Consider the following 25,327-nt stretch of genomic DNA (forward strand, 5'->3'; position numbering starts at 1 on the left):
GGACGTCACACGATCGCCATTCGGCCGACATGTGCCTTGATGTCCCACGCACCTGTCCGCGCCGCGTGCGGCCCTCTGTCGCGCGGGAGTTCACCGGTGTACCTTCCGCGCCATGCCGATACGTGCGCGACGCGCCCGCCTCCTGTGGAGGACACTCCTGACGGCGGCCCTCGCCGCCCTCCTCGCCACCCTCATGTCGCCGGGCGCGGCACAGGGGGCCGGCCAGGCCCCGCGCCCCCCGCGCGAAAGCACGCCCGTCTACTCCTACGACGACGCGATACGCGAGTCCGTCTGGGTCGACACCCGGCTCGACGGCGACGCGGACGGCAGGACCGACCGCGTCGCCGTCGACATCGTCCGCCCCCGCGAACTCGACCGCACGGGCCGCCGGATACCCGTGATCATGGACGCCAGCCCGTACTACTCCTGCTGCGGGCGCGGCAACGAGAGCCAGAAGAAGACGTACGACGCCGACGGGAACCCGGTGCGGTTCCCGCTCTACTACGACAACTACTTCGTCCCGCGCGGCTACGGCTACGTCGCGGTCGACCTCGCGGGCACCAACCGCTCCGACGGCTGCGTCGACGTCGGCGGCCGCTCCGACGTCCGGTCCGCCGAGGCCGTCGTCGACTGGCTGAACGGCCGCGGCCGCGGCTACACCAGCCGCACCGGCACCCAGCGCGCCACGGCCACCTGGACCAACGGCGCCACCGGGATGATCGGCAAGAGCTACGACGGCACCGTCGCCAACGGCGTGGCCGCCACCGGCGTCAAGGGCCTGAAGACGATCGTGCCCATCGGCGCCATCTCCTCCTGGTACGACTACTACTTCGCCCAGGGCGCCCCGCTCTTCGGCAGCGGCCCCGACGGACTGGCGGACGCCGTCCAGAGCCCCGAGGCCCGCGCCCGCTGCGGCGCCGTGCACCAGCGCCTGGTCGACGGGGCGCCCCGCTCCGGCGACTGGACCCGCCTGTGGAGCGAGCGCGACCACGTGCCGGACGCCGGCAAGGTGCGCGCCAGCGTCTTCGCCGTCCACGGCATGCAGGACCTCAACGTCCGCACCAAGCACTTCGGCCAGTGGTGGGACGCCCTCGCCGAACACGGCGTCGCGCGCAAGCTCTGGCTCAGCCAGGCGGGCCACGTCGACCCCTTCGACCTGCGCCGCGCCGACTGGGTGCGCACCCTGCACCGCTGGTTCGACCACGAACTCCTCGGCTACGACAACGGCATCGACCGCGAGCCGATGGCCGACATCGAGCGCGCCCCCGACCGCTGGACCACCGACCGGGTCTGGCCGCCGCGCGGCACCGGCACCGTCCGGCTCCACCCGGCCAAGGGCACCGCGCCCGGCGTCGGCGTCCTCGGCCCGCGCCGCGGCAAGGGCACCGAGACCTTCACCGACGACCGGCGCCTGAGCGAGACGGACTGGGCCGCCCAGGTCGACACGTCGACTCCCGGCAAGGCCGGCTTCAGCACCGCGCCGCTCACCCGCGACCTGCGGCTCTCCGGCTCCTCCACGGTGACCGTCACCGCGACCCCGACGACCCGCACCGCGCACCTGTCCGCGGTCCTCGTCGACCTCGGCCCCGACACCATCCGCGACTACGCGGCCGCGGGCGAGGGCATCACCACGCTGCCCGAGCGCACCTGCTGGGGCGCGAGCACCACGGGGGACAGCTCCTGCTTCAAGGAGACGCGGGCCAGGACCGCCGCCGTCGACTACACCGTCTTCAGCCGCGGCTGGGCCGACCTCGGCACCTGGGCCGACCCCGGACACGGCCGCCCGCTCACCCCGGGCAAGGCGCACACCATCACGCTCCGGCTCGCCGCGAGCGACCACGTCGTGCCCAAGGGCCACCGGCTCGCCCTGATCATCGCGGGCACCGACCGGAACCTCATCGAACCGCCCGCCGACACCCCGACCCTGGCCCTCGACCTGGCCCGCACCTCGGCCAAGCTGCCGCTGGTCGGCGGCGCCGACGCGTTCACCACCGGCCCGTCCGTCACCCCGCGCCCGTCCCGTCTCGACGGCGTGGCCCCGCCGCGTCCGCTCAACCCCGTCCCCGGAGGCAGCACTTCATGACACCCCGCATCCGCACCCTGGCGCTCGCCTGCGCCACCGCGGCCCTCGCCGCACCCCTCGTGACGGCGCCCGCGCAGGCGACGCCGAAGCCGCCGCGTACCGGATTCGAGGAGAGCGACGGCGCGCGCTGGACCAGCCAGCCCGAGGAACAGGAGCTGCTGGCCGCCGTGGACCGGGCCACCGACCGCGTCTCGGTGACCCGCATCGGCACCACGAAGAAGGACCGGCCGGTCCAGCTCGTCCGCATCGGCGAACGGCGCGCCGAGAACACCGTGTTGCTGATCTGCAGCCAGCACGGGGACGAACCGTCGGGCCGCGAGGCCTGTCTGTCCACGATCCGCGACCTGGCGTACGCGAAGGACAAGCAGACCCGGCGCTTCCTGAGCCGCACCACCCTCCTGGTCGTGCCCACCGCCAACCCGGACGGCCGCGCGGCCGACACCCGCGGCAACTCCGACGGCGTCGACATCAACCGCGACCACCTCGCCCTGCAGACCGCGGAGGCCCGCGCCATGGCCGCCGTCATCCGCGACCGCGAGCCCGACGTCATCTACGACCTGCACGAGTACGGCGCCACCCCCAAGTACTACGACAAGGACCTGTTCGACCTCTGGCCGCGCAACCTGAACACCGACCGGGCCGTGCACGACGAGGCGGAGACCCTGTCGAAGGCGTACGTGCGCCCGGCCGCCGGGCGTGACGGGTACACCACGGGCACCTACGGCATCTGGACCGACCCGGTCACCGGCGACCCCGTCAAGCAGACCGCGGGGGACGGCCAGGAACGCATCCTGCGCAACATGTCCGGCCTCAAGCACGCCGCCGGCCTGCTCATCGAGAGCCGCGTCGACCCGCTCACCGACGCGGAGAAGAAGGACGAGGCGCTGAACAACCGGCGCCGCGTGGCCTCCCAGCGCTCCGCGCTCGGCGGGCTCGCCGCGTTCACCGACGAACACCGCGGCCGCCTGGAGGCCGCCACCGACGCGTCCCGCGCGAAGGGCTACCGCGACCGCGGCCCGGTCTACGTCGGCGGCGCCGACAACGACCGCGCCGAACCGTCCGAGATCATCCAGGACCCGCCCTGCGGCTACCGTCTCGACGCCGCCCAGTACCGCGACATCAAGGACGAACTGGCCCTGCACGGCGTCGCCGTGAAGCACCGGAAGTCCGGCGCCTACGTCCCGCTGCGGCAGTCCGCCCGGGCCCTGGTGCCGCTGCTCCTCGACGAGCGGGCGCCGTATCACATGGTCACAGGTCGGCCCGACATGACCTGTTGAGCAGGTGAGATGTGCGTCACATGTGGTAGGGGGTAACGGAGAACAAAGTCTCGACGTATCCGACTCCTTGAAAGGTGTCACCTGTGACGCAGGAACCTCAGAAAGCGGACGACGGGGGAGGGGCGCCAGGGGAGGCCGCGGCGCCCGCCCACGGCGACCGGTCCCCCCAGACGGACCGGGTGGTGTTCGGCGTCACCGCCCTGTTCACCCTCGCGTTCGTGGTGTGGGGCGCGGTGGCGACGGACTCGCTGCAGGATGTCTCCACGGACATGCTCAACGGTCTGATGCACAACGGCGGTTGGTTCTTCATGCTGACCGCGACGGGCTTCGTCGTCTTCGCGCTCTGGCTGGCCGTCAGCCGGTACGGGAAGATCACCCTCGGCAAGGAGGGCGAGGAACCGGAGTTCCGGACCGTCTCCTGGGTCGCCATGATGTTCAGCGCGGGCATGGGCATCGGCCTGATGTTCTACGGCGTGAGCGAGCCCCTGGCCCACTTCACCTCGCCGCCGCCGGGCACCGACCCGGCCGACGCCGCCGCGGGCATGGAGACCGCGATGGCCACCACCCTCTTCCACTGGACGCTGCACCCCTGGGCGATCTACGCGGTCGTGGGCCTCGCCATCGCGTACAGCACCTTCCGGCGCAACCGCCGGCAGACCATCAGCGCCGTCTTCGAGCCGCTCATCGGCACGAAGCACGCCCGCGGGGCGTGGGGCCGGGTCATCGACATCCTGGCCATCTTCGCCACCCTCTTCGGCTCGGCCGCGTCCCTGGGCCTCGGCGCCCTGCAGATCGGCAGCGGCATCGAGGTGCTCGACTGGATGGACGAGGCGAGCACCGGCCTGCTCGTCGTGATCATCGCGGTGCTCACCCTCGCCTTCGTGGCATCGGCCGTCTCCGGTGTGGAGAAGGGCGTGCAGTGGCTGTCGAACATCAACATGGTGCTCGCCGCGATCCTCGTGGTGTTCGTCTTCATCGCGGGCCCCACGGTCATCATCCTCGACATGCTGCCGACGTCCCTCGGCGCCTACCTCGACGACCTTCCCCAGCTGATCGGCCGCACCGAGGCGTCCAGCGGCAAGGGCGTCGCGGACTGGCTGAGCGGCTGGACGGTCTTCTACTGGGCCTGGTGGATCTCCTGGACGCCCTTCGTCGGCATGTTCATCGCGCGCATCAGCCGCGGCCGTACGATCCGTCAGTTCGTCGGCGGCGTCATCCTGGTGCCCAGCACCGTCAGCCTCATCTGGTTCGCGGTGTTCGGCGGCAGCGCCATGACCGTCGCCGAGCGCGGCGGGCTCAAGGGCGAGACGACGCAGGAGGCCCAGCTGTTCGGCCTGCTGCACGAGTACCCGATCGCGACCGTCACCAGCCTGCTCGTGATGATCCTCGTCGGCATCTTCTTCGTCTCGGGCGCCGACGCGGCGTCCATCGTGATGGGCACGCTCTCCCAGAAGGGCGCCCTCGAACCCGGCCGGTTCGTCGTGATCTTCTGGGGCATCGTGACCGGCGCCGTCGGCGCGATCATGCTGCTCATCGGCGACGGCTCGGACGACGCGCTGACCGGCCTGCGCAACCTCACGATCCTGGTGGCGGCGCCGTTCACCCTCGTGATGATCGGCATGTGCGTGTCCCTGATGCGCGACCTGCGCCACGACCCGCTGATCGTGCGCGGTGAGCACGGCACGGAGGCCGTCGAGAAGGCCGTGATCGCGGGCCACGAGCAGTACGACGGCGAGTTCGAGCTCCGGATCGGCCCCGCCCAGGACGACAACGGCGACGGCCAGGAGTCGGGCAGCACCGCGGCCGGGAGCCGCTGACCGACCCACCCTTCAGGAGGCGGCGCCCCCACCGGGGCGCCGCCTCCTGCGCGCGTCCGTCCAGCCGCGTCCCCACGCGTACGCCCTCGACCACGCGTACGCCGCCGACCGGGCCCGCCGGCACGTCGTCCGTGGTGGGAGCGGCGCCCCCGCGCCCACCTCGATCACACCAGCATCCCCCGTCCCGAGATGCGCGACGCCGTGCTCACATCACCCCACGGGTGGGGATACTCCAAGCATGTCTGCCGAGTACGCGACCTTCGGTCTGGCACCGGCCATGCGCGCCGGTGGAGTTCTCGCCAACGGTGACTACCAAGTGCACCGTGATTTCGTCGACTTCATCGTGAATGGGCGCCCCCTGCTGTTCCAGCTCGCCGACCTCGACGCGGTGTCGCCGCTGGCCGCCGACATCCCGCCGGCGATCTTCACCGCGCATGTCCGCCGACTGCTCCTGGAGGCGCGGGCGCCGCTGGGCGACGGGCGGTACGTCATATACGGGTGCCCCGAGTGCGAGGGCCTGGAGTGCGGCGCGGTCACGGCGGTGATCGAGAAGAGCGCCGACGGCAGCGACGACTTCGTCTGGCGCGACTTCGCCTGGCAGACGGCCGAACCCGCCGACCTCTCCCTCAACGGCTACCACGGCATAGGGCCGTTCCGTTTCCGCGGTACCGAATACCGGGCGGCGCTCGACCAGTTGCTCGCCGCGGACGAGCCGCAGGCGCGGCGCCGGGTGCTGCTGATCGGGGCGCGGGTGGCGCTCCTCGCGAAGCTCGCGGCGGCGCTGCGGACGATCGGTGTCGGCGCGGAGATCGCGGCGGACGCGGCGGGGGTCCCCGCCGACGAACTCCGCACCTACAGGGCGGTCGCCTTCGGCCGCGCGGTCCCCGACGCGACCCGGCAGTCCGTACGCACCGCCTTCGACCTCGCCGGGGTCGAGGTCGCCTACGTCGACGGCCTCGCGCCGATCATCCCGCTCCTGGTCGCCCAGATCGAGTACGCGCTGGACCGCAGCCCCCGGGAACAGCGCCGGCTCGTCCGGCTCGCGGCGGGGCCCCGCGCGGCGGAGGTCTCCGTCACCTCCACGTGCCGGGTCCGGCTGACCACGTACCGCCTGGACCGCCTCTCCCGAACCCGCACGACGGAGCTCCTCGACGAGGTCCTTGCCCCCGGCGACCACGTGGTCCCCCTGCCGCCGAAGACGACGAAGGGCGAGGCCTACGTGGTGGCCCGAACGTCCACGAACGTCCTGACGACCCGCCTACCCCACTGACGTATCCCCGACCGCCCGGGACTTCCCCTGCACCCCCAACACCCCCGCCGCTCCGCGGCGGACCTTTCCCACCCACCCACCCGTTTACCCCGCAACGCCCGGCGGGAGCAGGTGCGAACGGTCTGGCCCACGCCGTCCGACGGGGGTGGGGGTGGCCTGCGCCGTGTGGCGGGAGTCGGTGGGTGGGGCTGACCGGCACCGTGTGGTGGGGGCGAGAGTGGGCGGGGCTGTCCGGCGCAAGTGGGAGTGGGCGGGGGCCCGCGCTGTGCGGTGGGAGTTTGCGGTGGGCGGGGGTGGCTTGTGTCGTGCGGCGGGAGCAGGGGTGGGCGTGGGGTGGTCTGCGTCGTGCGGTGGGAGCAGGGGGGGGGGAGCGGGCGTGGCCTGCACTGTACGGGTGGGTGGGGCTGGCCTGTGTCGTGCGGTGAGAAGTACGGGTGGGCGGGGCTGGCCTATGTCGTGCGGCGGGGGCGGGGGTGTGCTGGGAGTGGGGGCGGGTGAGTCCTGCCCCGGTGCCGGGAGGGGGCGGGTGGGTGGGGGAATTCCCTTACCCCTCAGGACGAGGGGATTTGTGGACCGGCCCCCCACCGGGCCGCACCCGCACGCGAGACGCGAGGGGACGTGGGGGTATGTGCGCACGGAGCACCGAGGAAACAATGGCGTCTTTGTTCGTGCAGCGGGGCGCAGGGATAGCGAGTACGTACATACCCCCGCGGCCCCGCCCCACCCACCGAAGAGAAGGCGAACCCCGCCCAAGGCGCCCCCGCCCGTACAATCACCCCTTGATGACCGCAACCCTCGTCGCCAAAGACCTCGCCGCCGGCCACGGCGACCGCACCCTCTTCTCCGGCCTTGACCTGGTCGTCGCCCCCGGCGACGTCATCGGCCTGGTCGGAGCCAACGGAGCGGGCAAGTCCACCCTGTTGCGCCTGCTCGCCGGAGTGGACGCCCCCGAAGGGGGAGAGCTGAGGCTCTCACCCCCCGGCGCGTCCGTCGGGCACCTCCCCCAGGAGCCGGACCGCCGCCCCGGCGAGACCATCCGCGCCTTCCTGTCCGGCCGCACCGGCGTGACCGAGGCCCAGCGCGTCATGGACGAAGCCACCCAGGCCCTCGTGGACGGCGCCCCGGGCGCCGACGACGCGTACGCCACCAGCCTGGAGCGCTGGCTCGCCCTCGGCGGCGCCGACCTGGACGACCGCGCCGAGGAGACCGCCGACTCCCTCGGCCTCGCCGTGAGCCTGGACCAGCCGATGACCTCGCTGTCGGGCGGCCAGGCGGCCCGCGCGGGCCTCGCCTCCCTCCTGCTCTCCCGCTACGACGTCTTCCTCCTGGACGAGCCGACCAACGACCTCGACCTGGCGGGCCTGGAACGCCTGGAGAGCTTCGTACGGGGCCTGCGCGCTGGCACCGTCGTGGTCAGCCACGACCGCGAGTTCCTCACCCGCACCGTCACCAAGGTCCTCGAACTCGACCTGGCCCAGCAGCAGATCAACCTCTACGGCGGCGGCTACGACGCCTATCTGGAGGAGCGCGAGACGGCCCGGCGGCACGCCCGCGACGAGTACGACGAGTACGCGGACAAGAAGGCCGCGCTGCAGGGCCGCGCCCAGATGCAGCGCTCCTGGATGGACAAGGGCGTCAAGAACGCCCGCCGCAAGGCGGGCGACAACGACAAGCTGGGCCGGAAGTTCCGCAGCGAGGCCAGCGAGAAGCAGGCGGCCAAGGCGCGCCAGACGCAGCGGATGATCGAGCGCCTCGACGTCGTCGAGGAGCCCCGCAAGGAGTGGGAGCTCCGCATGGAGATCGCCTCGGCCCCGCGCTCCGGATCGGTCGTGGCGAGCCTGCGGGAGGCCGAGGTGCACCGCGAGGCGTTCACGCTGGGCCCCGTCACGCTGCAGATCGACTGGGCGGACCGCGTGGCCATCACGGGCGCGAACGGCGCGGGCAAGTCGACGCTGCTGGCGGCCCTTCTGGAGCGCGCCCCGCTGGACGCGGGCCACGCGGCCCTGGGCTCGGGTGTCCTGGTCGGCGAGGTCGACCAGGCCCGCGCGCTGTTCCACGGCGAGGAGTCGCTGCTCGACGCGTTCTGCGCGGCCGTCCCCGACACGGAGCCCGCCGAAGTCCGCACGCTGCTGGCCAAGTTCGGCCTGAAGGCGGACCATGTGCTGCGCTCGGCGGCCACGCTCTCGCCGGGTGAGCGGACCCGCGCGGGCCTCGCGCTGCTGCAGGGGCGCGGCGTCAACCTCCTCGTGCTCGACGAGCCGACGAACCACCTCGACCTGCCCGCGATCGAGCAGTTGGAGGAGGCCTTGGAGGCCTACGAGGGGACGCTGCTGCTGGTCACTCACGACCGCAGGATGCTCGACGCGGTCCGGGTGACGCGCCGCCTGGAGGTCGCGGAGGGCAAGGTGGCAGAACTCCCACTCTGACCGCACCCCACCCTCACGGGCGGAACGCCGCCGCGGACGGAACGCGATCCGCCCCCACGGGCGGAACGCCCCCCGCCCTCAAGGACGGAACGCCCCCACCCCCACGGGCGGAACGCCATCCGCCCCCACGGGCGGAACGCCATCCGCCCTCAAGGACGGAACGCCCCCACTCCCACGGACGGAACGCCACCCGCCCCCACGGACGGAACGCCACCCGCCCCCACGGACGGAACACCCCCGCCCCCACGGACGGACCACGCTCGGCGCCAGGTCGAAGACCCCACGCCGAGCGCCCCGCACGACTCAGCGCCGCCCGGGATCCACGAGCCCCGCACGCCGCAGCGCGTCGGCCATCGCGTCGTTGGCCGGCGGCGGCCCCTGCCGCTGCGGACGCTGCCCACCGCGCTGACCTTGCCCGCCCCGCTGCCCCTGGCCACCCCGCTGGCCCTGCCCGCTCCGCTGTCCCTGGCCGCCGCCACCCTGGCCCTGCCCGCCACTCCGCCCCTGCTGCCCCTGTTGCCCTTGCTGCTGACGCTGCTGCGGCGGGCGTCCGCCGCGCCGGGGCTGGCCGCCGTCCTCGCCGGGGGCCGCCGCCTCGTCGTCCAGACGCAGCGTCAGCGAGATCCGCTTGCGCGGGATGTCGACGTCCATGACCTTGACCTTGACGATGTCACCGGGCTTGACGACGTCGCGCGGGTCCTTGACGAAGGTCTTCGACATGGCGGACACGTGCACCAGGCCGTCCTGGTGGACGCCCACGTCCACGAACGCCCCGAACGCGGCCACGTTTGTGACGACGCCCTCCAGGACCATCCCGGACGCCAGGTCGGAGATCTTCTCCACGCCGTCCTTGAAGGTCGCCGTCTTGAAGGCAGGGCGCGGGTCGCGCCCGGGCTTCTCCAGCTCCCTGAGGATGTCGGTGACCGTGGGCAGTCCGAAGACGTCGTCCACGAACGCGTCCGGCTTCAGCGAGCGCAGCGTCGCCGTGTTGCCGATCAGCGACGCGACCTCCCCGCCCGCCGACTTCACCATCTTGCGCACCACGGGATACGCCTCGGGGTGGACGCTGGAGGCGTCCAGCGGGTCGTCGCCGCCGCGGATGCGCAGGAAGCCCGCGCACTGCTCGTACGCCTTCGGGCCGAGCCTGGCCACGTCCTTGAGGCCCTTGCGGCTCTTGAACGGGCCGTTGGCGTCGCGGTGCGCCACGATGTTCTCCGCGAGGCCCGCGCCGATGCCGGACACGCGCGCGAGGAGCGGGGCGGACGCGGTGTTCACGTCCACGCCGACGCCGTTCACACAGTCCTCGACGACCGCGTCGAGCGAGCGGGAGAGCTTCACCTCGGACAGGTCGTGCTGGTACTGGCCGACGCCGATCGACTTCGGGTCGATCTTCACGAGCTCGGCCAGCGGGTCCTGCAGCCGCCGCGCGATGGAGACCGCGCCGCGGATGGAGACGTCCAGGTCGGGGAGCTCCTGCGAGGCGAAGGCCGACGCCGAGTACACGGAGGCGCCCGCCTCGGAGACCATCACCTTGGTGAGGTTCAACTCGGGGTGCTTGGTGATGAGTTCGGCGGCGAGCTTGTCGGTCTCGCGGGACGCCGTGCCGTTGCCGATGGCGATCAGGTCGACCGCGTGGGCCTGGGCGAGACCGGCGAGCGTGGCGAGGGCCTGGTCCCACTTGTTCGCCGGGACGTGCGGGTGGATCGTGTCGGTCGCGACGACCTTGCCGGTGGCGTCGACGACGGCGACCTTCACCCCCGTACGGAACCCGGGGTCGAGGCCCAGCGTCGCGCGGGTGCCCGCGGGCGCGGCGAGCAGCAGGTCGCGCAGGTTGGACGCGAAGACCCGCACGGACTCGTCCTCGGCGGCCGTGCGCAGGCGCAGGCGCAGGTCGATCCCGAGGTGCACGAGGATCCGGGTCCGCCAGGACCACCGCACGGTGTCCTGCAGCCACTTGTCGGCCGCGCGGCCGCGGTCGGCGACGCCGAAGCGGTGGGCGACGAGGCCCTCGTACGAGGACGGGCCCTCGGTGGCCTCCTCGGGCTCCAGGACGAGGTCGAGGACGTCTTCCTTCTCGCCGCGCAGCATGGCGAGGATCCGGTGCGAGGGCAGCTCGGTGAAGGGCTCGGCGAAGTCGAAGTAGTCGGCGAACTTGGCGCCCGCCTCCTCCTTGCCGTCCCGGACCTTCGCGGCGAGGCGGCCGCGTACCCACATCCGCTCGCGCAGCTCGCCGATGAGGTCGGCGTCCTCGGAGAACCGCTCGGCGAGGATGGCCCGGGCGCCGTCCAGGGCGGCCTGCGGGTCCGCGACGCCCTTGTCGGCGTCGACGAACGCGGCCGCCGCGGCCTGGGGTTCGACGGTCGGGTCGGTCAGCAGCCCGTCGGCCAGCGGCTCGAGCCCCGCCTCGCGGGCGATCTGCGCCTTCGTGCGCCGCTTCGGCTTGAAGGGCAGGTAGATGTCCTCGAGCCGCGCCTTGGTGTCCGCCTCGCGGATCCGGGCCTCCAGCTCGTCGGTGAGCTTGCCCTGCTCACGGACCGAGTCGAGGATCGCGGCACGCCGGTCCTCCAGCTCGCGCAGATAGCGCAGCCGCTCCTCGAGCGTGCGCAGCTGCGCGTCGTCGAGCATCTCGGTCGCTTCTTTGCGGTAGCGCGCGATGAAGGGCACCGTGGACCCGCCGTCGAGCAGGTCGACGGCGGCCTTCACCTGCCGCTCCCGCACGCCGAGCTCCTCGGCGATCCTGCCTTCGATGGATGCTGGGGTGGACGTCTTCAAAGCTGCCACGTTCCGGTACCGCCTTCTCGCTGAGGTTGCCGGGCAATTGTGGCAGGTGACGCCGACAGCGGGTGGTCAGACCCGTCGGGACCGTCCGGCGCGTCCGCCGCCCCGGCCGCCCGACCTGCCGGAACGGGAAGCTCCGCCGAACAGCCGGGCCGCGGCCCGGAACGGCAGGGTGACGACGGTGGCGATGGCGCCGGCTATCTGGCGCAGGACGTCGGCGATGGCTCGGAACATGAGAACTCCCCTTCTCGTGCCGCCGACGCCACCGGAGTCGGCGGGCCGGACGGCACCCGGGTACCTCGCTGCCCGAAAGCCATGCGTCCCGGCCCGCGCACCGCCGCCCGATCGACCGTTCCCGGCCACGCGCCCGACGCTCAGCGCTTGCCGAGCAGATCCGCGGGGAACGCCCCCGCCTGCATCGCCGTCCCGATGAAGAGCGTGCCGAGCTCCGTCAGCCGTTCGACGCCCGCCGCGCCCAGGTGCTCGTACGGCGCGCGGTCCAGCCGGTCCGTCTCCGCCTCGATGTCCCGGCGCAGCGCCACGCCGTCCTCCGTCAACTCGTTCTCCGCGTCGAGCAGTCCGCGGGAGCGCAGCCGGTCCCCGGCGGCCCGCCACTGCTCCTGGCTCCAGCCACGGGTGGTGAAGATCCACTTCGGTGTCATGCCCTTGCCGGTCGCGGTGTGGCTCACCAGCGCCTCGATGCCGCTGAGCCCGGCGCCGAGCAGGACCGTCACGTGCCCGTCGCCCCGGTGCTCGCGCAGCAGGGTCGCCGCGTGCCAGTAGGCGAGGTGCGGGGCCTCGGGCACGGGCAGGTCGGCGTGGGCCGCGTAGAGCGGGCGGGCCGAGCGGTCGCAGGCCTCGGCGGCGCGCAGCGCGAGGTCCGCGGCCTCGGCCATCTCCGGGGAGGCGACGAGGTCGTCGCCGAGGAGCCGGCGCAGCGTGGTGTCGACGGCCCGCAGCCGCGCGGCGAGTACGTCCTCGGGGGAGGCGGTCCGCCAGATCCGCGGCACGTGCGCGGCGACCAGCTCGTGGTCGTAGTTGTAGAAGGCGGCGGTCACGACACCGGGGCCGACGGGCCCGAACGCCGCAGAGCGCACGGCGAAGTTGACGGCGCTGCGGTGGGTGATCCCCAGCTCGCCGAGCTCGCGTCCCGTGTCGGGGGAGAAGTAGTGCGTCGAGTGCAGCGAATTGAGCACGGTGTGACAGCGGCGCCCGGCTGTCGGCTGGAGCGCGGCGGCCGGGGAGGAGGTCGTCGAAGAGGTCATGGCTGCACGTTACCTACTGGTCGGTATGCAGGTCGTGGGGTGGTTCACCGGTATGGCAGGAAAGGTGGGGTCCTCGTCATTGCGGACATCCACCGCCGGGCGAAGAATCGAGGACATGGCGCAGCGAACCGTTCTGGTCGTCCTCTTCGACGACGTGCAGAGCCTGGATGTCACGGGTCCCGTGGAGGTGTTCACGGGAGCGGGCCTCACCCTGGGCGACCCCCAGGAGGGCTACCTCGTGCGCACCGCCTCCCTGGGCGGCGGCCCGGTCCGCACGTCCAGCGGGCTGACCGTGGTCCCCGACATGGCGCTGGCGGACGCGCCCGTCCCGCACACGCTGCTCGTGCCGGGCGGTCACGGCACCCGCGGCCGGGACCCGGGGCTCACCGCCTGGCTGCGCGAGCACGGCCCGCGCGCCGAGCGCCTGGTGTCCGTCTGCACCGGCGCGATCCGCCTCGCCGAGGCGGGCCTGCTGGAGGGGCGCCGGGTGACGACGCACTGGGCGTACTGCGAGCGGCTGGCCAGGGACCACCCGGGCGTCGAGGTCGACCCGGACCCCATCTACGTGCGCGACGGCCATGTCGCCACGTCCGCCGGGGTCACCGCGGGCATCGATCTCGCGCTGGCGCTCGTGGAGGAGGACCTGGGCCGCGAGGTGGCGCTCACGGTCGCCCGCCATCTCGTGGTGTTCCTGCGCCGTCCGGGCAACCAGGCGCAGTTCAGCGTCCAGCTCGCCGCGCAGACGGCGCGGCGCGAGCCGCTGCGCGAGGTGCAGCAGTGGATCACCGAGCACCCCGCCGACGACCTGTCGGTCGACGCGCTCGCCGCCCGCGCCCGGCTCTCGCCCCGGCACTTCGCCCGTGCCTTCCAGGCGGACACCGGACAGACGCCGGGCAGGTACGTCGAGCGCGTCCGCGTCGAACACGCCCGCCGGCTCCTGGAGGACACCTCCGACGGGGTCGAGGAGATCTCCCGCGCCTGCGGCTACGGCACGCCCGAGGCCATGCGACGCGCCTTCGTCAAGGCGCTGGGCACGGCCCCCGCCGAGTACCGCCGCCGCTTCCGCCCGGCCCACCAGTAACCCCCGCCCTCCCACCAATACCGCCCCTCCCACCGATAGGGACACCATGCAGATCGCCATCGCCCTGTACGAGCGCTTCACCGTCCTGGACGCCATCGGCCCCTACCAGACGCTCGTCGGCCTGCCGGGCGCCGAGACCGTCTTCGTGGCCGAGCAGGTGGGACCGGTCCGCGACGACAACGGCAGCCTCGCGCTCGTCGCCGACAGGTCCTTCGACGAGGTGCGCAGCCCCGACATCGTGGTGGTGCCCGGCGGCCCCGGGCAGAGCGACCAGATGGAGAACGAGGCGCTGCTCGGCTGGCTCCGCGCGGTCGACGCCACGACCACCTGGACGACCTCGGTGTGCACCGGCTCCCTCGCGCTGGCCGCGGCGGGCCTCCTGACGGGCCGCCGCGCCACCTCGCACTGGCTGGCCCTCGCCGAGCTGGACCGGCTCGGCGTGCGGTCGACGGGGGAGCGGGTCGTCTTCGACGGCAAGTACGTGACCGGGGCCGGGGTCTCCGCGGGCATCGACATGGGCCTCGCCCTCGCGGGGCGGATCGCGGGCGACGAGCACGCGCAGAGCGTCCAGCTCCTGACCGAGTACGACCCCATGCCGCCCTACGACGCGGGCTCCCCCGAGAAGGCGCCCGCGCACCTCGTCGCCATGTTCCGCGACCGGAGCCGCTTCGGGCAGTGACGGCGGGCCGCAGGCCCGGTCAGTCGGCCGACGGGGTCCAGGTGAACCGCGGCTGCCTGCGCTCCAGGAAGGCGGCGACGCCCTCGGCGGTGTCGCTGCTCTCCCGGGCCTGGCCGGGCCAGTACGCGTCCCGGTCCCTGCGCCCGTCGGCGAACTCCTTGGCCGCCGCCTGGGTCAGCTGGGAGCGGGCGGCGAGCACCCGGGTGAACTCCGCGACCCGCTTGTCCAGGTCGCCCGCGGGCAGCACCTCGTCGACCAGGCCGGTGCGCAGCGCCCGTGCCGCGTCGATCAACTCGCCGGAGAAGAGCAGGTACTTGGCGGTGGACGGCCCCACCAGGGAGACCAGCCGCCGGGTGGACGAGGCCGGGTAGACGATGCCCAGTTTGGCGGGTGTGACCCCGAAGGAGGCGCCCTCGTCCGCGAACCGCAGGTCGCACGCCCCCGCCAGCTGGGCGCCGCCGCCCACGCAGTAGCCCCGTACCGCCGCGAGCGTCGGCTTGGGGAAGGCGGCGAGCGCCTCCTCGGCGCGTACCGCGAGGTCCTGCGCCGCGCCCGACGACCCGCGCAGCGAGGAGATGTCGGCGCCCGCGCAGAAGGTGTCGCCCGCGCCGGTGAGGACGACGGCGCGCACGGCGGGGTCGGCGGCGAGCAGCGCGCACAGCGGCGGCACCTGGCGCCACATGTCGGCCGTCATGGCGTTGCGCTTGGCGGGATGGTCGATGAGGACGGTGGCGACGCCGTCCGTGACGGTGTGCCGCAGCTGGGGCTCCATGCGCCGGATGCTATCCGCCCTACTCGAACGTACGATCAAGAAGGGGTGGAACAAAAGGCGCACAAGGGACCGTAGGGCGCACAAGGCTCTGCCGAGCGAGACGGAGACGCTGATGGCCGGACGCAAGGATGCCGCAACCGCCAGTCCCACCGATCCCCGCGGCGCCGGAGCCCAGGGTGCCCGGCTGAGCCGCAGCTTCGGCTGGCTCGCCCTGCTCGGGGTGATCCTGGCGGCGGCCGGACTCGTCGGGCTCGTCTACACCGGTGTCGCCACCCTGACCTCGATGCTCCTGTTCGGCTGGCTGTTGCTCGTCGGCGGTGTCGTGGGCCTGCTGCACGCCGTCCAGTCGCGGGGCACCAACTTCTTCTGGCTGGGCGTGGTGGTCGCCGCGCTGAACCTCGCGGCGGGCGTCGTCATCATCCGCAGGCCCGACGTGGCGGCCGAGGCGCTGACCATGTTCGCCGCCCTGCTCTTCCTCACGGGCGGTGTCTTCCGGCTGGTCGGCAGCCTCGTGGTGCGCGGCCCGCAGTTCGCCCTGACGCTGCTGCAGGGCGTGTTCGGCCTGCTGATCGGCATCCTGGTGCTGGCCGGCTGGCCCAGCAGCAGCCAGTACGTCATCGGCTGCTTCTTCTCCCTGGCGCTGCTCTTCGACGGCCTGGGCCTGATCGCCACCGGCATCGGCGGGCGCCGCATCGTCAGCCTCGTACAACCTGAAGAAAGCTTGAAGCCAAAACAACGGGAGCAGGATCAGTCGCACGACTGACGACGTCATGCGAGGCCGGTCAAAACCCGTCGATAGTCGCTGACTTCTGGTCAGTGGCGCGGTACGGACCAGCGCGTTCCCAACACTCGATGTGTGGCGACAATCGAGCGCGAGGACGGCGACCGGACGATGGAGAACCGCGGGAGGGGGCCCGGCCCGCTCTCCGGCGGCGACGGGAACGTGCCGTACGAGGGGGTGTGGCGCTTCACCGCCCCCGCCGTCGACGCCTCCGTGCCGCAGGCGCGGCACGCGGTGCGGGACCTGCTGGCCCGGCAGGGCGTACCGGCGTCGGACGACCTCGTGCAGGGGCTGCTGCTCATCGTCTCCGAGCTGGTGACCAACGCGGTGCGGCACGCGGCCCTGCTCTCACCGATGCTGGCGGTGGAGGTCGCGGTCGGCGCGGAGTGGGTGCGGGTGTCCGTCGAGGACAACCACCCCTACCGGCCGACGGCCCTGGTCGCGGACCACGGGCAGACGGGCGGCAGGGGACTCCTGCTGGTCCGTGAGATCACCCAGGAGGCGGGCGGCGCCTGCGACGTCGAGCACACCGCGAGCGGGGGCAAGGTCATCTGGGCGGCCCTGCCCCTGAAGCCGCACGGAGACTGACGCCCCGGCGGGCGGCTACCAGCCCGCGGAGGGGCCCGTGAGCTCCCTGACGGCCGGCCGAGCCGCGTCGAGGACGGTCATGAACCACGCCGAGAAGGGGTCCTTCTCGTGCCGCTCGGCCAGCTCCGCGGCCGTCACGAAGGCCGTCGCGCCGATCTCCTCGGGGTCGGGCCGCAGCGGCGACTGCACCATCCCCACGAACAGGTGGTTGAACTCCTGCTCCACCAGGCCCGACTCCGGGTCCGGGTGGTTGTAGCGCACGGTGCCCGCCTCGGCGAGCAGCGACGGCGAGACGCCGAGCTCCTCGAAGGTGCGCCGGGCGGCCGCGGCGAACGGGGCCTCGCCCGGGTAGGGGTGGCCGCAGCAGGTGTTCGACCAGACACCGGGGGAGTGGTACTTGCCGAGGGCGCGCTGCTGGAGCAGCAGCCGGCCCTGCTCGTCGAAGAGGAAGACGGAGAACGCCCGGTGCAGCTGCCCGGGCGCCTGATGGGCGGCGAGCTTCTCCGCCGTGCCGATCGTCCTGCCGTCCTCGTCGACGAGTTCGAGCAAGATCGCTTCTCCGGTGCCGTTCGACGAGCTGTTCGCCGCGGTGGCAGGTGTGATCGGCATACCCATCCTTCGCTTCGGTCTTCGGCCCCCAAGTCTGCCGTACGTTCCGGACGCCCCGGGCACTCTCGGGGCCCGCATGTCCCGCCCCGTCGGGGCACGAAGGGGCGTGCGGCGCGGGCTCGCGCGGGGGCGCCGGTGGCGACGTCGGAACCTGGCCGGATTCCGTTCCCGTAAGGGGGCTCGAAAGGGACCCGGCGGCCGGGCGCCGCGGCCGGCCGCCGCGGATCCTCAGTGGCAGAGCTTCGCCTCGTGCTCCGCGTGCCCGCTCGGCTCCAGCTGGAAGGTGCAGTGCTCGACGTCGAAGTGGTCGCCCAGGCAGCCCTGCAGTTCGTGCAGCATCTTCTCGTGGCCGATCGAGTCGAGCGTGCCGGAGCTCACCACCACATGGGCGGAGAGCACGGGCAGACCCGACGTGATCGTCCAGGCGTGCAGGTCGTGGACCTCCTCGACGCCCGGCAGGTCCAGGATGTGCGCCCGCACCTCCGCCATGTCGACTCCCTTGGGCGCCGACTCCAGGAGCACGTTCAGGGTCTCCTTGAGGAGCTTGACCGTCCGCGGGACGATCATGAAGCCGATGACGAGGGAGGCGATCGGGTCGGCGGCCTGCCAGCCGGTGAGCATGATCACGACGGCCGCGATGATGACCGCGACCGAGCCGAGGGTGTCCGCGACGACCTCCAGGAAGGCGCCGCGCACGTTCAGGCTGTCCCGCTGGCCGCGCATCAGGAGCGAGAGCGAGATCATGTTCGCGACGAGGCCGAAGACGCCGAAGTAGACGGCGAGGCCGCCCTCGGTCTGTGCGGGTGTGATGAACCGCTCGATCGCCTCGTACAGCACGTAGCCGCCCACGCCGAGCAGCAGCAGACAGTTCGCGAGCGCGGCGAGGATCTCCGCCCGGGCATAGCCGAAGGTGCGGTTCTCGGTGGGCGGCCGGTTCGCGAAGTGGATCGCGAGCAGGGCCATGCCCAGGCCCAGGGCGTCGGTCGCCATGTGCGTCGCGTCCGCGACGAGCGCGAGCGAGTCCGCCATGACGCCGCCCACGATCTGGGCCAGCATGACCGTGATCGTGATCGTCAGGGCCACCTTGAGGCGGCCCTTGTAGGCGTGGGCCGCCGTGCCCGTCGTCGGTGCCCCGTGCGTGTGTCCGTGATCGTGCCCAGCCCCCATGGAGCCGCCCTCCCGCGTCGGTCATCGGTCGTGCCGTGTGCTGGTCGCGGACGACAGTGAACTACGGGTGGGGGGTATCTGGCAACGCGGTACTGAACACCGTTATCACTGCGCTGACCTGGGAAAATGGCAACGGTTGCCGACAAGCGAAGGGGGTGCAGGTCAGCGCCCCGCGACGATCAGTCGCGGCGTGCGTCCGGGTGGTGCAGACACCATCCCGCCCACGCCGACTCGACCATCTCGCGCACCCCGAGCCGCGCCGTCCAGCCCAGCTCCGCGGCCGCCAGCCGGGCGTCCGCGACGGCGCGCGGCGAGTCACCGGCACGGGCCGGCCCGACGAGCGCGGGACGGGTGTCCCCGCTCACCTCGCCGATGACGGTGATCAGTTCGCGTACGGAAACTCCGCGGCCCCGCCCGATGTTCACCGTCAGGTCGCCCTCGGCCCCCGCCGTGAGCCGGCGGGCCGCCGCGAGGTGGGCCTCGGCGAGGTCGCAGACGTGCACGTAGTCACGGACACAGGTGCCGTCCGGGGTCGGGTGGGTGTCACCGAAGATCCGCGGTGCCTCGCCGCGCCGCAGCCGGTCGAAGACCATCGGGATCACGTTGAAGACGCCGGTGTCCGCGAGCTCGGGCGAGGCGGCGCCCGCCACGTTGAAGTAGCGCAGGCAGACCGTCGCGATGCCGTGCGCCCGCCCGGCCGCCCTGACCAGCCACTCCCCGGCGAGTTTCGTCTCGCCGTACGGGCTGACCGGCGCGCACGGCGTGTCCTCGCCCACCAGCTCCGCGTCCGGCGGATTGCCGTACACCGCCGCGGACGAGGAGAAGACGAACCGCTCGATGCCCGCCTCGGCGACCGCCTCCAGGAGCGTCGTCAGGCCGCCCAGGTTCTCCCGGTAGTAGCGCAGCGGCTGCTCCACCGACTCCCCGACCTGCTTGCGGGCCGCGAGATGCACCACACCCGTCACCCCGTGCTCGGCGAACACCCGGCGCAGCAGATCCCCGTCCAGCGAGGAGCCCTTGACGAGGGGCATGTCCGCGGGCAGCCGCTGCGGCACCCCCGACGAGACGTCGTCCAGGACGACGACCTGCTCCCCGGCACCGGCCATGACCCGCGCCACGTGTGCCCCGATGTATCCAGCCCCGCCTGTGATCAGCCATGTCATGGGCGCCCACCCTAAGCGAACACCCGGCGGGCACAGGTGGCCCCTATGCGGGCAAGCCGGGCGCCGCACGGACGCGGTTTGTGAGCGCGGCCCCCCATCCACCATGATGATCGCGAAGGCCGAGGCCCTCGCAGGCCGCCCTTATCGGGGCGTGAACGGGTGATGAACGCCCGCTTCCCAACATCCGATAGCCTCTGCCGACGTGCCGCCCGGCCGCCAAGGCCAGGGGCGCTCCCCTTACGCATGTGCCCGGCGCGAGCCGCGCCGGTACTCAAGGAGTGAGTTCGTCTGTCGACCGCCATCCTCACCGGTCAGCCGGTCCCCGGGTCGCCGCTCGAAGGCGATCTGCGGTCCCTGGGCTTCGATGTGCGGGTCGCCTCCGACGCGGCGGACGCCGAGGCGCTGCTCGCCGCGGTGCCGGGCGACCAGCGGGTCGCGCTCGTCGACGCGCGCTTCGTCGGACACGTCCACGCGCTGCGCCTCGGCCTCACCGACCCCCGCTTCGCCGCCTGCGCGGTGCCCGGCGCCGTCACGGCCAAGCCGGAGGCCCGCCAGGAACTCACCCGCGCCCTGCGGGCGACCGCGGGTGCCACGGGCCGGGTGGTGACGCTCGACGCGCTCCCCGACGACATCGCCGCGGCCATGGAGTCCGGCGCCGCCGACGTGCACCGCCCCGACCTCGGCACCCTCGTCGCCACGGTGCCCAGCGACCCGCAGACCCGCAACGAGGCCCGCCAGGCCGTCGCCGCCGTCGACGACGAGGCCGTGCGGCTGCGCACCGCGGTCAAGTCGCGCGACGGCTTCTTCACGACCTACTGCATCTCCCCGTACTCGCGCTACATCGCCCGCTGGTGCGCCCGCCGGGGCCTGACCCCGAACCAGGTCACCACCGCCTCCCTGCTCACCGCCCTGATCGCGGCGGGCTGCGCGGCGACCGGGACGCGCGGCGGCTTCGTCGCCGCGGGCGTGCTGCTGCTCCTCTCCTTCGTCCTGGACTGCACCGACGGGCAGCTCGCCCGCTACTCCCTGCAGTACTCGACGCTGGGCGCCTGGCTGGACGCGACGTTCGACCGGGCCAAGGAGTACGCCTACTACGCGGGCCTCGCGCTCGGCGCGGCCCGCGGCGGCGACGACGTCTGGGCGCTCGCGCTCGGCGCGATGGTCCTGCAGACCTGCCGGCACGTCGTCGACTTCTCGTTCAACGAGGCGAACTCCGACAGTACGGCCGCGACCGCCAACACCAGCCCCACCGCGGCCCTTTCCGACAAGCTCGACAGCGTCGGGTGGACGGTCTGGGCGCGCCGGATGATCGTGCTCCCGATCGGCGAGCGCTGGGCGATGATCGCCGTGCTCACCGCGGTCACCACCCCGCGCATCACCCTCGTCGTCCTGCTCGTCGGCTGCGGGCTCGCCGCCTGCTACACCACGGCGGGCCGCGTCCTGCGCTCGCTGACCCGCAAGGCGACCCGCACCGACCGCGCCGCGCGCGCTCTCGGCGACCTCGCCGACAACGGCTGGCCGGCCTCGGCCTTCACGGCCCTGGGCCCCCGGTCCTGGCTGCGGCCCGCCCCGGTCCTCGCCTTCGTCGGCGGCGCCGTGCTCGTCGCCACCGCGCTGACCGCCCCCTACGGCAGCCCCGCCGTGCTCGTCGGCGCCGCCCTCTACGTCGCCCTGTCGGGCCTGGCCCTGACCCGGCCCCTCAAGGCCCCCCTGGACTGGCTGGTTCCGCCGTTCTTCCGCGCCGCCGAATACGGCACGGTCCTGGTACTGGCGGCCAAAGCCGATGTGAACGGAGCGCTGCCCGCGGCTTTCGGGCTCGTGGCCGCGGTCGCCTACCATCACTACGACACGGTGTACCGCATCAAGGGCGGCACCGGCGCGCCCCCGCGCCGGCTGGTGCGGGCGATCGGCGGCCAGGAAGGCAGGGCCCTCGTGGTCGTGCTGGCCGCGACCGTGCTGCCCGCCGCAGATTTCACCGTCGCGCTCACGGCACTCGCCGTGGCCGTGGCACTCGTGGTGCTCGTCGAGAGCATCCGCTTCTGGGTTGTTGCCAGCAAGCATGGCGCACCCGCCGTACACGATGAAGGAGAACCCGCATGATCGGCCTCGTGCTGGCGGCCGGCGCCGGACGGCGTCTTCGCCCCTACACCGACACCCTGCCCAAGGCTCTGGTGCCGGTGGGTCCGGAGGGCAACGAGGACAGCCTCACCGTCCTGGACCTCACCCTCGGCAACTTCGCCGAGATCGGCCTGACCGAGGTCGCGATCATCGTCGGGTACCGCAAGGAGGCGGTCTACGAGCGCAAGGCGGCGCTCGAGGCCAAGTACAACCTCAAGCTGACCCTGATCGACAACGACAAGGCCGAGGAGTGGAACAACGCCTACTCCCTGTGGTGCGGCCGCGACTCGATCAAGCACTCGGTGATCCTCGCCAACGGCGACACCGTGCACCCGGTCTCCGTCGAGAAGACGCTGCTCGCCGCCCGCGGCGACGGCAAGAAGATCATCCTCGCCCTCGACACGGTGAAGAACCTCGCCGACGAGGAGATGAAGGTCATCGTGGACCCCGCCAAGGGCGTCCAGAAGATCACCAAGCTCATGGACCCGGCCACGGCCACCGGTGAGTACATCGGCGTCACCCTCATCGAGGGCGAGGCGGCCGACGAGCTCGCCGACGCGCTGAAGACCACCTTCGAGCGCGACCCCGACCTCTACTACGAGGACGGCTACCAGGAGCTCGTCAACCGCGGCTTCAAGATCGACGTGGCGCCGATCGGCGACGTCAAGTGGGTCGAGATCGACAACCACGACGACCTCGCCAAGGGCCGGGAGATCGCGTGCCAGTACTGACGAGGCTCATCCCCTCGCCGGTCGTCGTCGACATCCGGCCGGGGGCGCTCGACGACCTGGCCGGTGTCCTCGCCGACCAGCGGATCTGCTCGTCGACCGGCAAGCTGGCCATCGCCATCAGCGGTGGCTCGGGCGCGGTGCTCCGTGAGCGGCTCGCGCCCTCGCTGGGCGGCGCCGAGTGGTTCGAGGTGGGCGGTGGCACGCTCGACGACGCCATCAAGCTCGCCGACGACATCAGGAAGTCGGGCCGCTACGACGCGATCGTCGGCCTCGGCGGCGGCAAGATCATCGACTGCGCCAAGTTCGCCGCGGCGCGCGTCGGCCTGCCGCTGGTCGCCGTCGCGACGAACCTGTCGCACGACGGCCTCTGCTCGCCGGTCGCCACCCTCGACAACGACGCGGGGCGCGGCTCGTACGGCGTGCCGAACCCGATCGCCGTCGTCATCGACCTCGACGTGATCCGTGAGGCGCCCGTCCGCTTCGTCCGCTCCGGCATCGGCGACGCCCTGTCCAACATCTCCGCGATCGCGGACTGGGAGCTCGCCGCCCGCGAGCGCGGCGAGGACATCGACGGTCTCGCCGCCGCCATGGCCCGCCAGGCCGGCGAGGCCGTGCTGCGCCACCCCGGCGGCGTCGGCGACGACGGCTTCCTCCAGGTCCTGGCCGAGGGACTGGTCCTCACCGGCATCGCGATGTCGATCTCGGGCGACTCCCGCCCGGCGTCCGGCGCCTGCCACGAGATCAACCACGCCTTCGACCTCCTCTTCCCCAAGCGCGCCGCGAGCCACGGCGAGCAGTGCGGGCTCGGCGCCGCCTTCGCGATGCACCTGCGCGGTGCCCGCGAGGAGTCGGCGTTCATGGCCAAGGTGCTGCGCCGCCACGGCCTGCCGGTGCTGCCGGAGGAGATCGGCTTCACCGTGGAGGAGTTCGTGCAGGTCGTGGAGTTCGCTCCGCAGACCCGCCCGGGCCGCTACACGATCCTCGAACACCTCGACCTGTCCACCGACCAGATCAGGGACGCATACGCCGACTATGCAAAAACCATCGGTAGCTGAGCTCCGCCCGGTCGTTCACCCCCCGGGGGTGAAGGACCGGCGCAGCGGCGAACACTGGGCCGGCCGGCTCTACATGCGCGAGGTCTCCCTGCGCATCGACCGGCACCTGGTGAACACGAGGGTCACGCCCAACCAGCTGACCTACGTGATGACCGTCGCCGGCGCCCTCGCCGCCCCGGCCCTGCTGGTGCCGGGGATCACGGGCGCCGTGCTCGGCGTGCTCGCGGTCCAGCTCTACCTGCTGCTCGACTGCGTCGACGGCGAGATCGCCCGCTGGAAGAAGCAGTACTCGATGGCGGGCGTCTACCTGGACCGGGTCGCCGCCTACCTGTGCGACGCCGCCGTCCTGGTCGGCTTCGGCCTGCGCGCCGCCGACCTGTGGGGCTCGGGACGCATCGACTGGCTGTGGGCCTTCCTGGGCACCCTGGCCGCGCTCGGCGCGATCCTGATCAAGGCCGAGACGGACCTCGTCGGCGTCGCCCGCCACCAGACGGGCAAGCCGCCGGTCAAGGAGGCGGCGTCCGAGCCGCGCTCGTCCGGCATGGCGCTGGCCCGCAAGGCCGCCGCCGCGCTCAAGTTCCACCGGCTGATCCTCGGCGTCGAGGCGTCCCTGCTGATCCTGGGGCTCGCGATCGTCGACTCGGTCCGCGGCGATCTGTTCTTCTCGCGTCTGGGCGTCGCCGTGCTCGCGGGCATCGCGCTGCTGCAGACCCTGCTCCACCTCGTGTCCATCCTCGTATCGAGCAGGTTGAAGTGAACACCGCGGCACAGAATTCCAAGGTCGGCGCCGTCATCATCACGATGGGCAACCGGCCGCAGGAGCTGCGCGCCCTCCTCGACTCGGTCGCCAAGCAGGACGGCGACCCGGTCGAGGTGGTCGTGGTCGGCAACGGCGCCCCCGTCCCCGAGGTCCCCGACGGCGTCCGCACCGTGGAACTGCCCGAGAACCTCGGCATCCCCGGCGGCCGCAACGTCGGCATCGAGGCCTTCGGCCCCGGCGGCACCGACGTGGACATCCTGCTGTTCCTCGACGACGACGGCCTGCTCGCGACGATGGACACGGCGCAGCTGTGCCGCGAGGCCTTCGCCGCCGACCCGGAGCTCGGCATCATCAGCTTCCGCATCGCGGACCCGGACACGGGCGAGACCCAGCGCCGGCACGTGCCGCGGCTGCGCGCCTCGGACCCGATGCGCTCCTCGCGCGTGACGACGTTCCTCGGCGGCGCCAACGCCGTGCGCACGAAGGTCCTCGCCGAGGTCGGCGGTCTGCCCGGCGAGTTCTTCTACGCGCACGAGGAGACCGACCTCGCCTGGCGCGCGCTGAACGCGGGCTGGATGATCGACTACCGCTCCGACATGGTCCTCTTCCACCCGACGACGGCCCCCTCGCGGCACGCGGTCTACCACCGCATGGTGGCCCGCAACCGCGTCTGGCTGGCCCGTCGCAACCTCCCCGCGCCGCTGGTCCCGGTCTACCTCGGCGTCTGGATGCTCCTCACCCTCGCCCGGCGCCCCTCGGGCCCGGCCCTGAAGGCCTGGTTCGGCGGTTTCAAGGAGGGCTGGACCACGCCCTGCGGGCCGCGCACACCCATGAAGTGGCGTACGGTGTGGCGGCTGACCCGACTGGGCCGACCTCCCGTCATCTGACAAGCTCGGGTCTGAGAGCA

The 25,327-nt window shown here is 72.6% G+C and carries 20 protein-coding genes and 1 pseudogene; 14 read left to right on the top strand and 7 right to left on the bottom strand.

Annotated features, from left to right (window positions below):
* The first annotated feature begins 112 nt into the window (after positions 1 to 112).
* The 5 genes from ACFYXE_RS07350 (at position 113) to ACFYXE_RS07370 (ending at position 8,873) form a co-directional block, all read left to right on the top strand.
* A complete protein-coding gene (locus ACFYXE_RS07350) occupies positions 113 to 2,083 on the top strand; it encodes a Xaa-Pro dipeptidyl-peptidase (RefSeq protein ID WP_389309894.1) in 1,971 nt (656 codons plus the stop codon).
* Positions 2,080 to 3,360 carry a M14 family metallocarboxypeptidase gene (locus tag ACFYXE_RS07355; RefSeq protein ID WP_389309896.1) on the top strand — a complete coding sequence of 427 codons (1,281 nt, stop codon included), beginning with the start codon at positions 2,080 to 2,082 and terminating at the stop codon, positions 3,358 to 3,360. Before ACFYXE_RS07350 ends, ACFYXE_RS07355 begins: the two co-directional genes overlap by 4 nt.
* Before the next feature lie 182 nt (positions 3,361 to 3,542).
* Entirely contained in the window at positions 3,543 to 5,177 is a 1,635-nt protein-coding gene (locus ACFYXE_RS07360) for a BCCT family transporter (RefSeq protein WP_389311359.1), read from the top strand.
* Positions 5,178 to 5,415: 238 nt separating this feature from the next.
* On the top strand, positions 5,416 to 6,447 hold the full coding sequence (locus ACFYXE_RS07365; protein ID WP_389309898.1) for an oxidoreductase: 1,032 nt from the start codon (positions 5,416 to 5,418) through the stop codon (positions 6,445 to 6,447).
* A gap of 782 nt (positions 6,448 to 7,229) precedes the next feature.
* Complete coding sequence (locus ACFYXE_RS07370; RefSeq protein ID WP_389309900.1) at positions 7,230 to 8,873, top strand: ABC-F family ATP-binding cassette domain-containing protein; 1,644 nt, start codon at positions 7,230 to 7,232, stop codon at positions 8,871 to 8,873.
* Between the two features lie 303 nt (positions 8,874 to 9,176).
* On the opposite strand, the gene ACFYXE_RS07375 is transcribed toward ACFYXE_RS07370, so the two are convergent.
* The 3 genes and pseudogenes from ACFYXE_RS07375 to ACFYXE_RS07385 all read right to left on the bottom strand — a co-directional run bounded on the left by ACFYXE_RS07375 (position 9,177) and on the right by ACFYXE_RS07385 (position 12,916).
* Entirely contained in the window at positions 9,177 to 11,654 is a 2,478-nt protein-coding gene (locus ACFYXE_RS07375; RefSeq protein WP_389309902.1) for a Tex family protein, read from the bottom strand.
* A gap of 111 nt (positions 11,655 to 11,765) precedes the next feature.
* Positions 11,766 to 11,885, bottom strand: a pseudogene (locus ACFYXE_RS07380) (LPFR motif small protein); the annotation flags it as partial.
* A gap of 140 nt (positions 11,886 to 12,025) precedes the next feature.
* Positions 12,026 to 12,916, bottom strand: coding sequence for a hypothetical protein (locus tag ACFYXE_RS07385; RefSeq protein ID WP_389309905.1), 891 nt, complete (start codon positions 12,914 to 12,916; stop codon positions 12,026 to 12,028).
* Between the two features lie 115 nt (positions 12,917 to 13,031).
* Between ACFYXE_RS07385 and ACFYXE_RS07390 the strand changes: the two genes are divergently transcribed.
* Both ACFYXE_RS07390 and ACFYXE_RS07395 read left to right on the top strand, forming a co-directional pair.
* Positions 13,032 to 13,997 carry a GlxA family transcriptional regulator gene (locus tag ACFYXE_RS07390; RefSeq protein WP_389309907.1) on the top strand — a complete coding sequence of 322 codons (966 nt, stop codon included), beginning with the start codon at positions 13,032 to 13,034 and terminating at the stop codon, positions 13,995 to 13,997.
* 46 nt (positions 13,998 to 14,043) lie between these two features.
* Complete coding sequence (locus tag ACFYXE_RS07395) at positions 14,044 to 14,676, top strand: DJ-1/PfpI family protein (RefSeq protein WP_389309910.1); 633 nt, start codon at positions 14,044 to 14,046, stop codon at positions 14,674 to 14,676.
* A gap of 19 nt (positions 14,677 to 14,695) precedes the next feature.
* On the opposite strand, the gene ACFYXE_RS07400 is transcribed toward ACFYXE_RS07395, so the two are convergent.
* Complete coding sequence (locus ACFYXE_RS07400; RefSeq protein WP_389309913.1) at positions 14,696 to 15,448, bottom strand: enoyl-CoA hydratase/isomerase family protein; 753 nt, start codon at positions 15,446 to 15,448, stop codon at positions 14,696 to 14,698.
* 112 nt (positions 15,449 to 15,560) lie between these two features.
* Between ACFYXE_RS07400 and ACFYXE_RS07405 the strand changes: the two genes are divergently transcribed.
* Both ACFYXE_RS07405 and ACFYXE_RS07410 read left to right on the top strand, forming a co-directional pair.
* Positions 15,561 to 16,211: a DUF308 domain-containing protein gene (locus tag ACFYXE_RS07405; protein ID WP_361169888.1), complete on the top strand. Its 651-nt coding sequence runs from the start codon at positions 15,561 to 15,563 to the stop codon at positions 16,209 to 16,211.
* A 129-nt stretch (positions 16,212 to 16,340) separates the two neighbouring features.
* The gene (locus ACFYXE_RS07410) at positions 16,341 to 16,817 is read left to right on the top strand and encodes an ATP-binding protein (protein WP_361169980.1); all 477 of its coding nucleotides are present in this window, start codon (positions 16,341 to 16,343) and stop codon (positions 16,815 to 16,817) included.
* 15 nt (positions 16,818 to 16,832) lie between these two features.
* Here the strand turns inward: ACFYXE_RS07410 and idi are convergent, their stop codons facing one another.
* The 3 genes from idi to galE all read right to left on the bottom strand — a co-directional run bounded on the left by idi (position 16,833) and on the right by galE (position 19,756).
* Complete coding sequence (idi, locus tag ACFYXE_RS07415) at positions 16,833 to 17,426, bottom strand: isopentenyl-diphosphate Delta-isomerase (protein WP_389309917.1); 594 nt, start codon at positions 17,424 to 17,426, stop codon at positions 16,833 to 16,835.
* A 228-nt stretch (positions 17,427 to 17,654) separates the two neighbouring features.
* Positions 17,655 to 18,593 (bottom strand): cation diffusion facilitator family transporter, encoded by a 939-nt coding sequence (locus ACFYXE_RS07420; protein WP_389309920.1) that lies wholly within the window; start codon positions 18,591 to 18,593, stop codon positions 17,655 to 17,657.
* A 179-nt stretch (positions 18,594 to 18,772) separates the two neighbouring features.
* Positions 18,773 to 19,756 carry a UDP-glucose 4-epimerase GalE gene (gene galE, locus ACFYXE_RS07425; RefSeq protein ID WP_389309923.1) on the bottom strand — a complete coding sequence of 328 codons (984 nt, stop codon included), beginning with the start codon at positions 19,754 to 19,756 and terminating at the stop codon, positions 18,773 to 18,775.
* Between the two features lie 288 nt (positions 19,757 to 20,044).
* Between galE and ACFYXE_RS07430 the strand changes: the two genes are divergently transcribed.
* From ACFYXE_RS07430 to ACFYXE_RS07450, 5 genes are read left to right on the top strand one after another with little or no spacing between them, the layout of a single operon-like run.
* Positions 20,045 to 21,856: a DUF5941 domain-containing protein gene (locus ACFYXE_RS07430; RefSeq protein ID WP_389311362.1), complete on the top strand. Its 1,812-nt coding sequence runs from the start codon at positions 20,045 to 20,047 to the stop codon at positions 21,854 to 21,856.
* Positions 21,853 to 22,605: a phosphocholine cytidylyltransferase family protein gene (locus ACFYXE_RS07435; protein ID WP_361169900.1), complete on the top strand. Its 753-nt coding sequence runs from the start codon at positions 21,853 to 21,855 to the stop codon at positions 22,603 to 22,605. Before ACFYXE_RS07430 ends, ACFYXE_RS07435 begins: the two co-directional genes overlap by 4 nt.
* Positions 22,593 to 23,660, top strand: coding sequence for an iron-containing alcohol dehydrogenase family protein (locus tag ACFYXE_RS07440; protein ID WP_361169903.1), 1,068 nt, complete (start codon positions 22,593 to 22,595; stop codon positions 23,658 to 23,660). Before ACFYXE_RS07435 ends, ACFYXE_RS07440 begins: the two co-directional genes overlap by 13 nt.
* On the top strand, positions 23,638 to 24,417 hold the full coding sequence (locus tag ACFYXE_RS07445) for a CDP-alcohol phosphatidyltransferase family protein (protein WP_361169906.1): 780 nt from the start codon (positions 23,638 to 23,640) through the stop codon (positions 24,415 to 24,417). The genes ACFYXE_RS07440 and ACFYXE_RS07445 overlap by 23 nt, the downstream gene beginning before the upstream one ends.
* A 44-nt stretch (positions 24,418 to 24,461) precedes the next feature.
* Positions 24,462 to 25,307, top strand: coding sequence for a glycosyltransferase (locus tag ACFYXE_RS07450; RefSeq protein ID WP_361169986.1), 846 nt, complete (start codon positions 24,462 to 24,464; stop codon positions 25,305 to 25,307).
* The last annotated feature ends 20 nt before the right edge of the window (positions 25,308 to 25,327 follow it).

This window comes from Streptomyces sp. NPDC002564, assembly GCF_042889645.1.
In the GTDB taxonomy this organism is placed as follows: Bacteria; Actinomycetota; Actinomycetes; order Streptomycetales; family Streptomycetaceae; genus Streptomyces.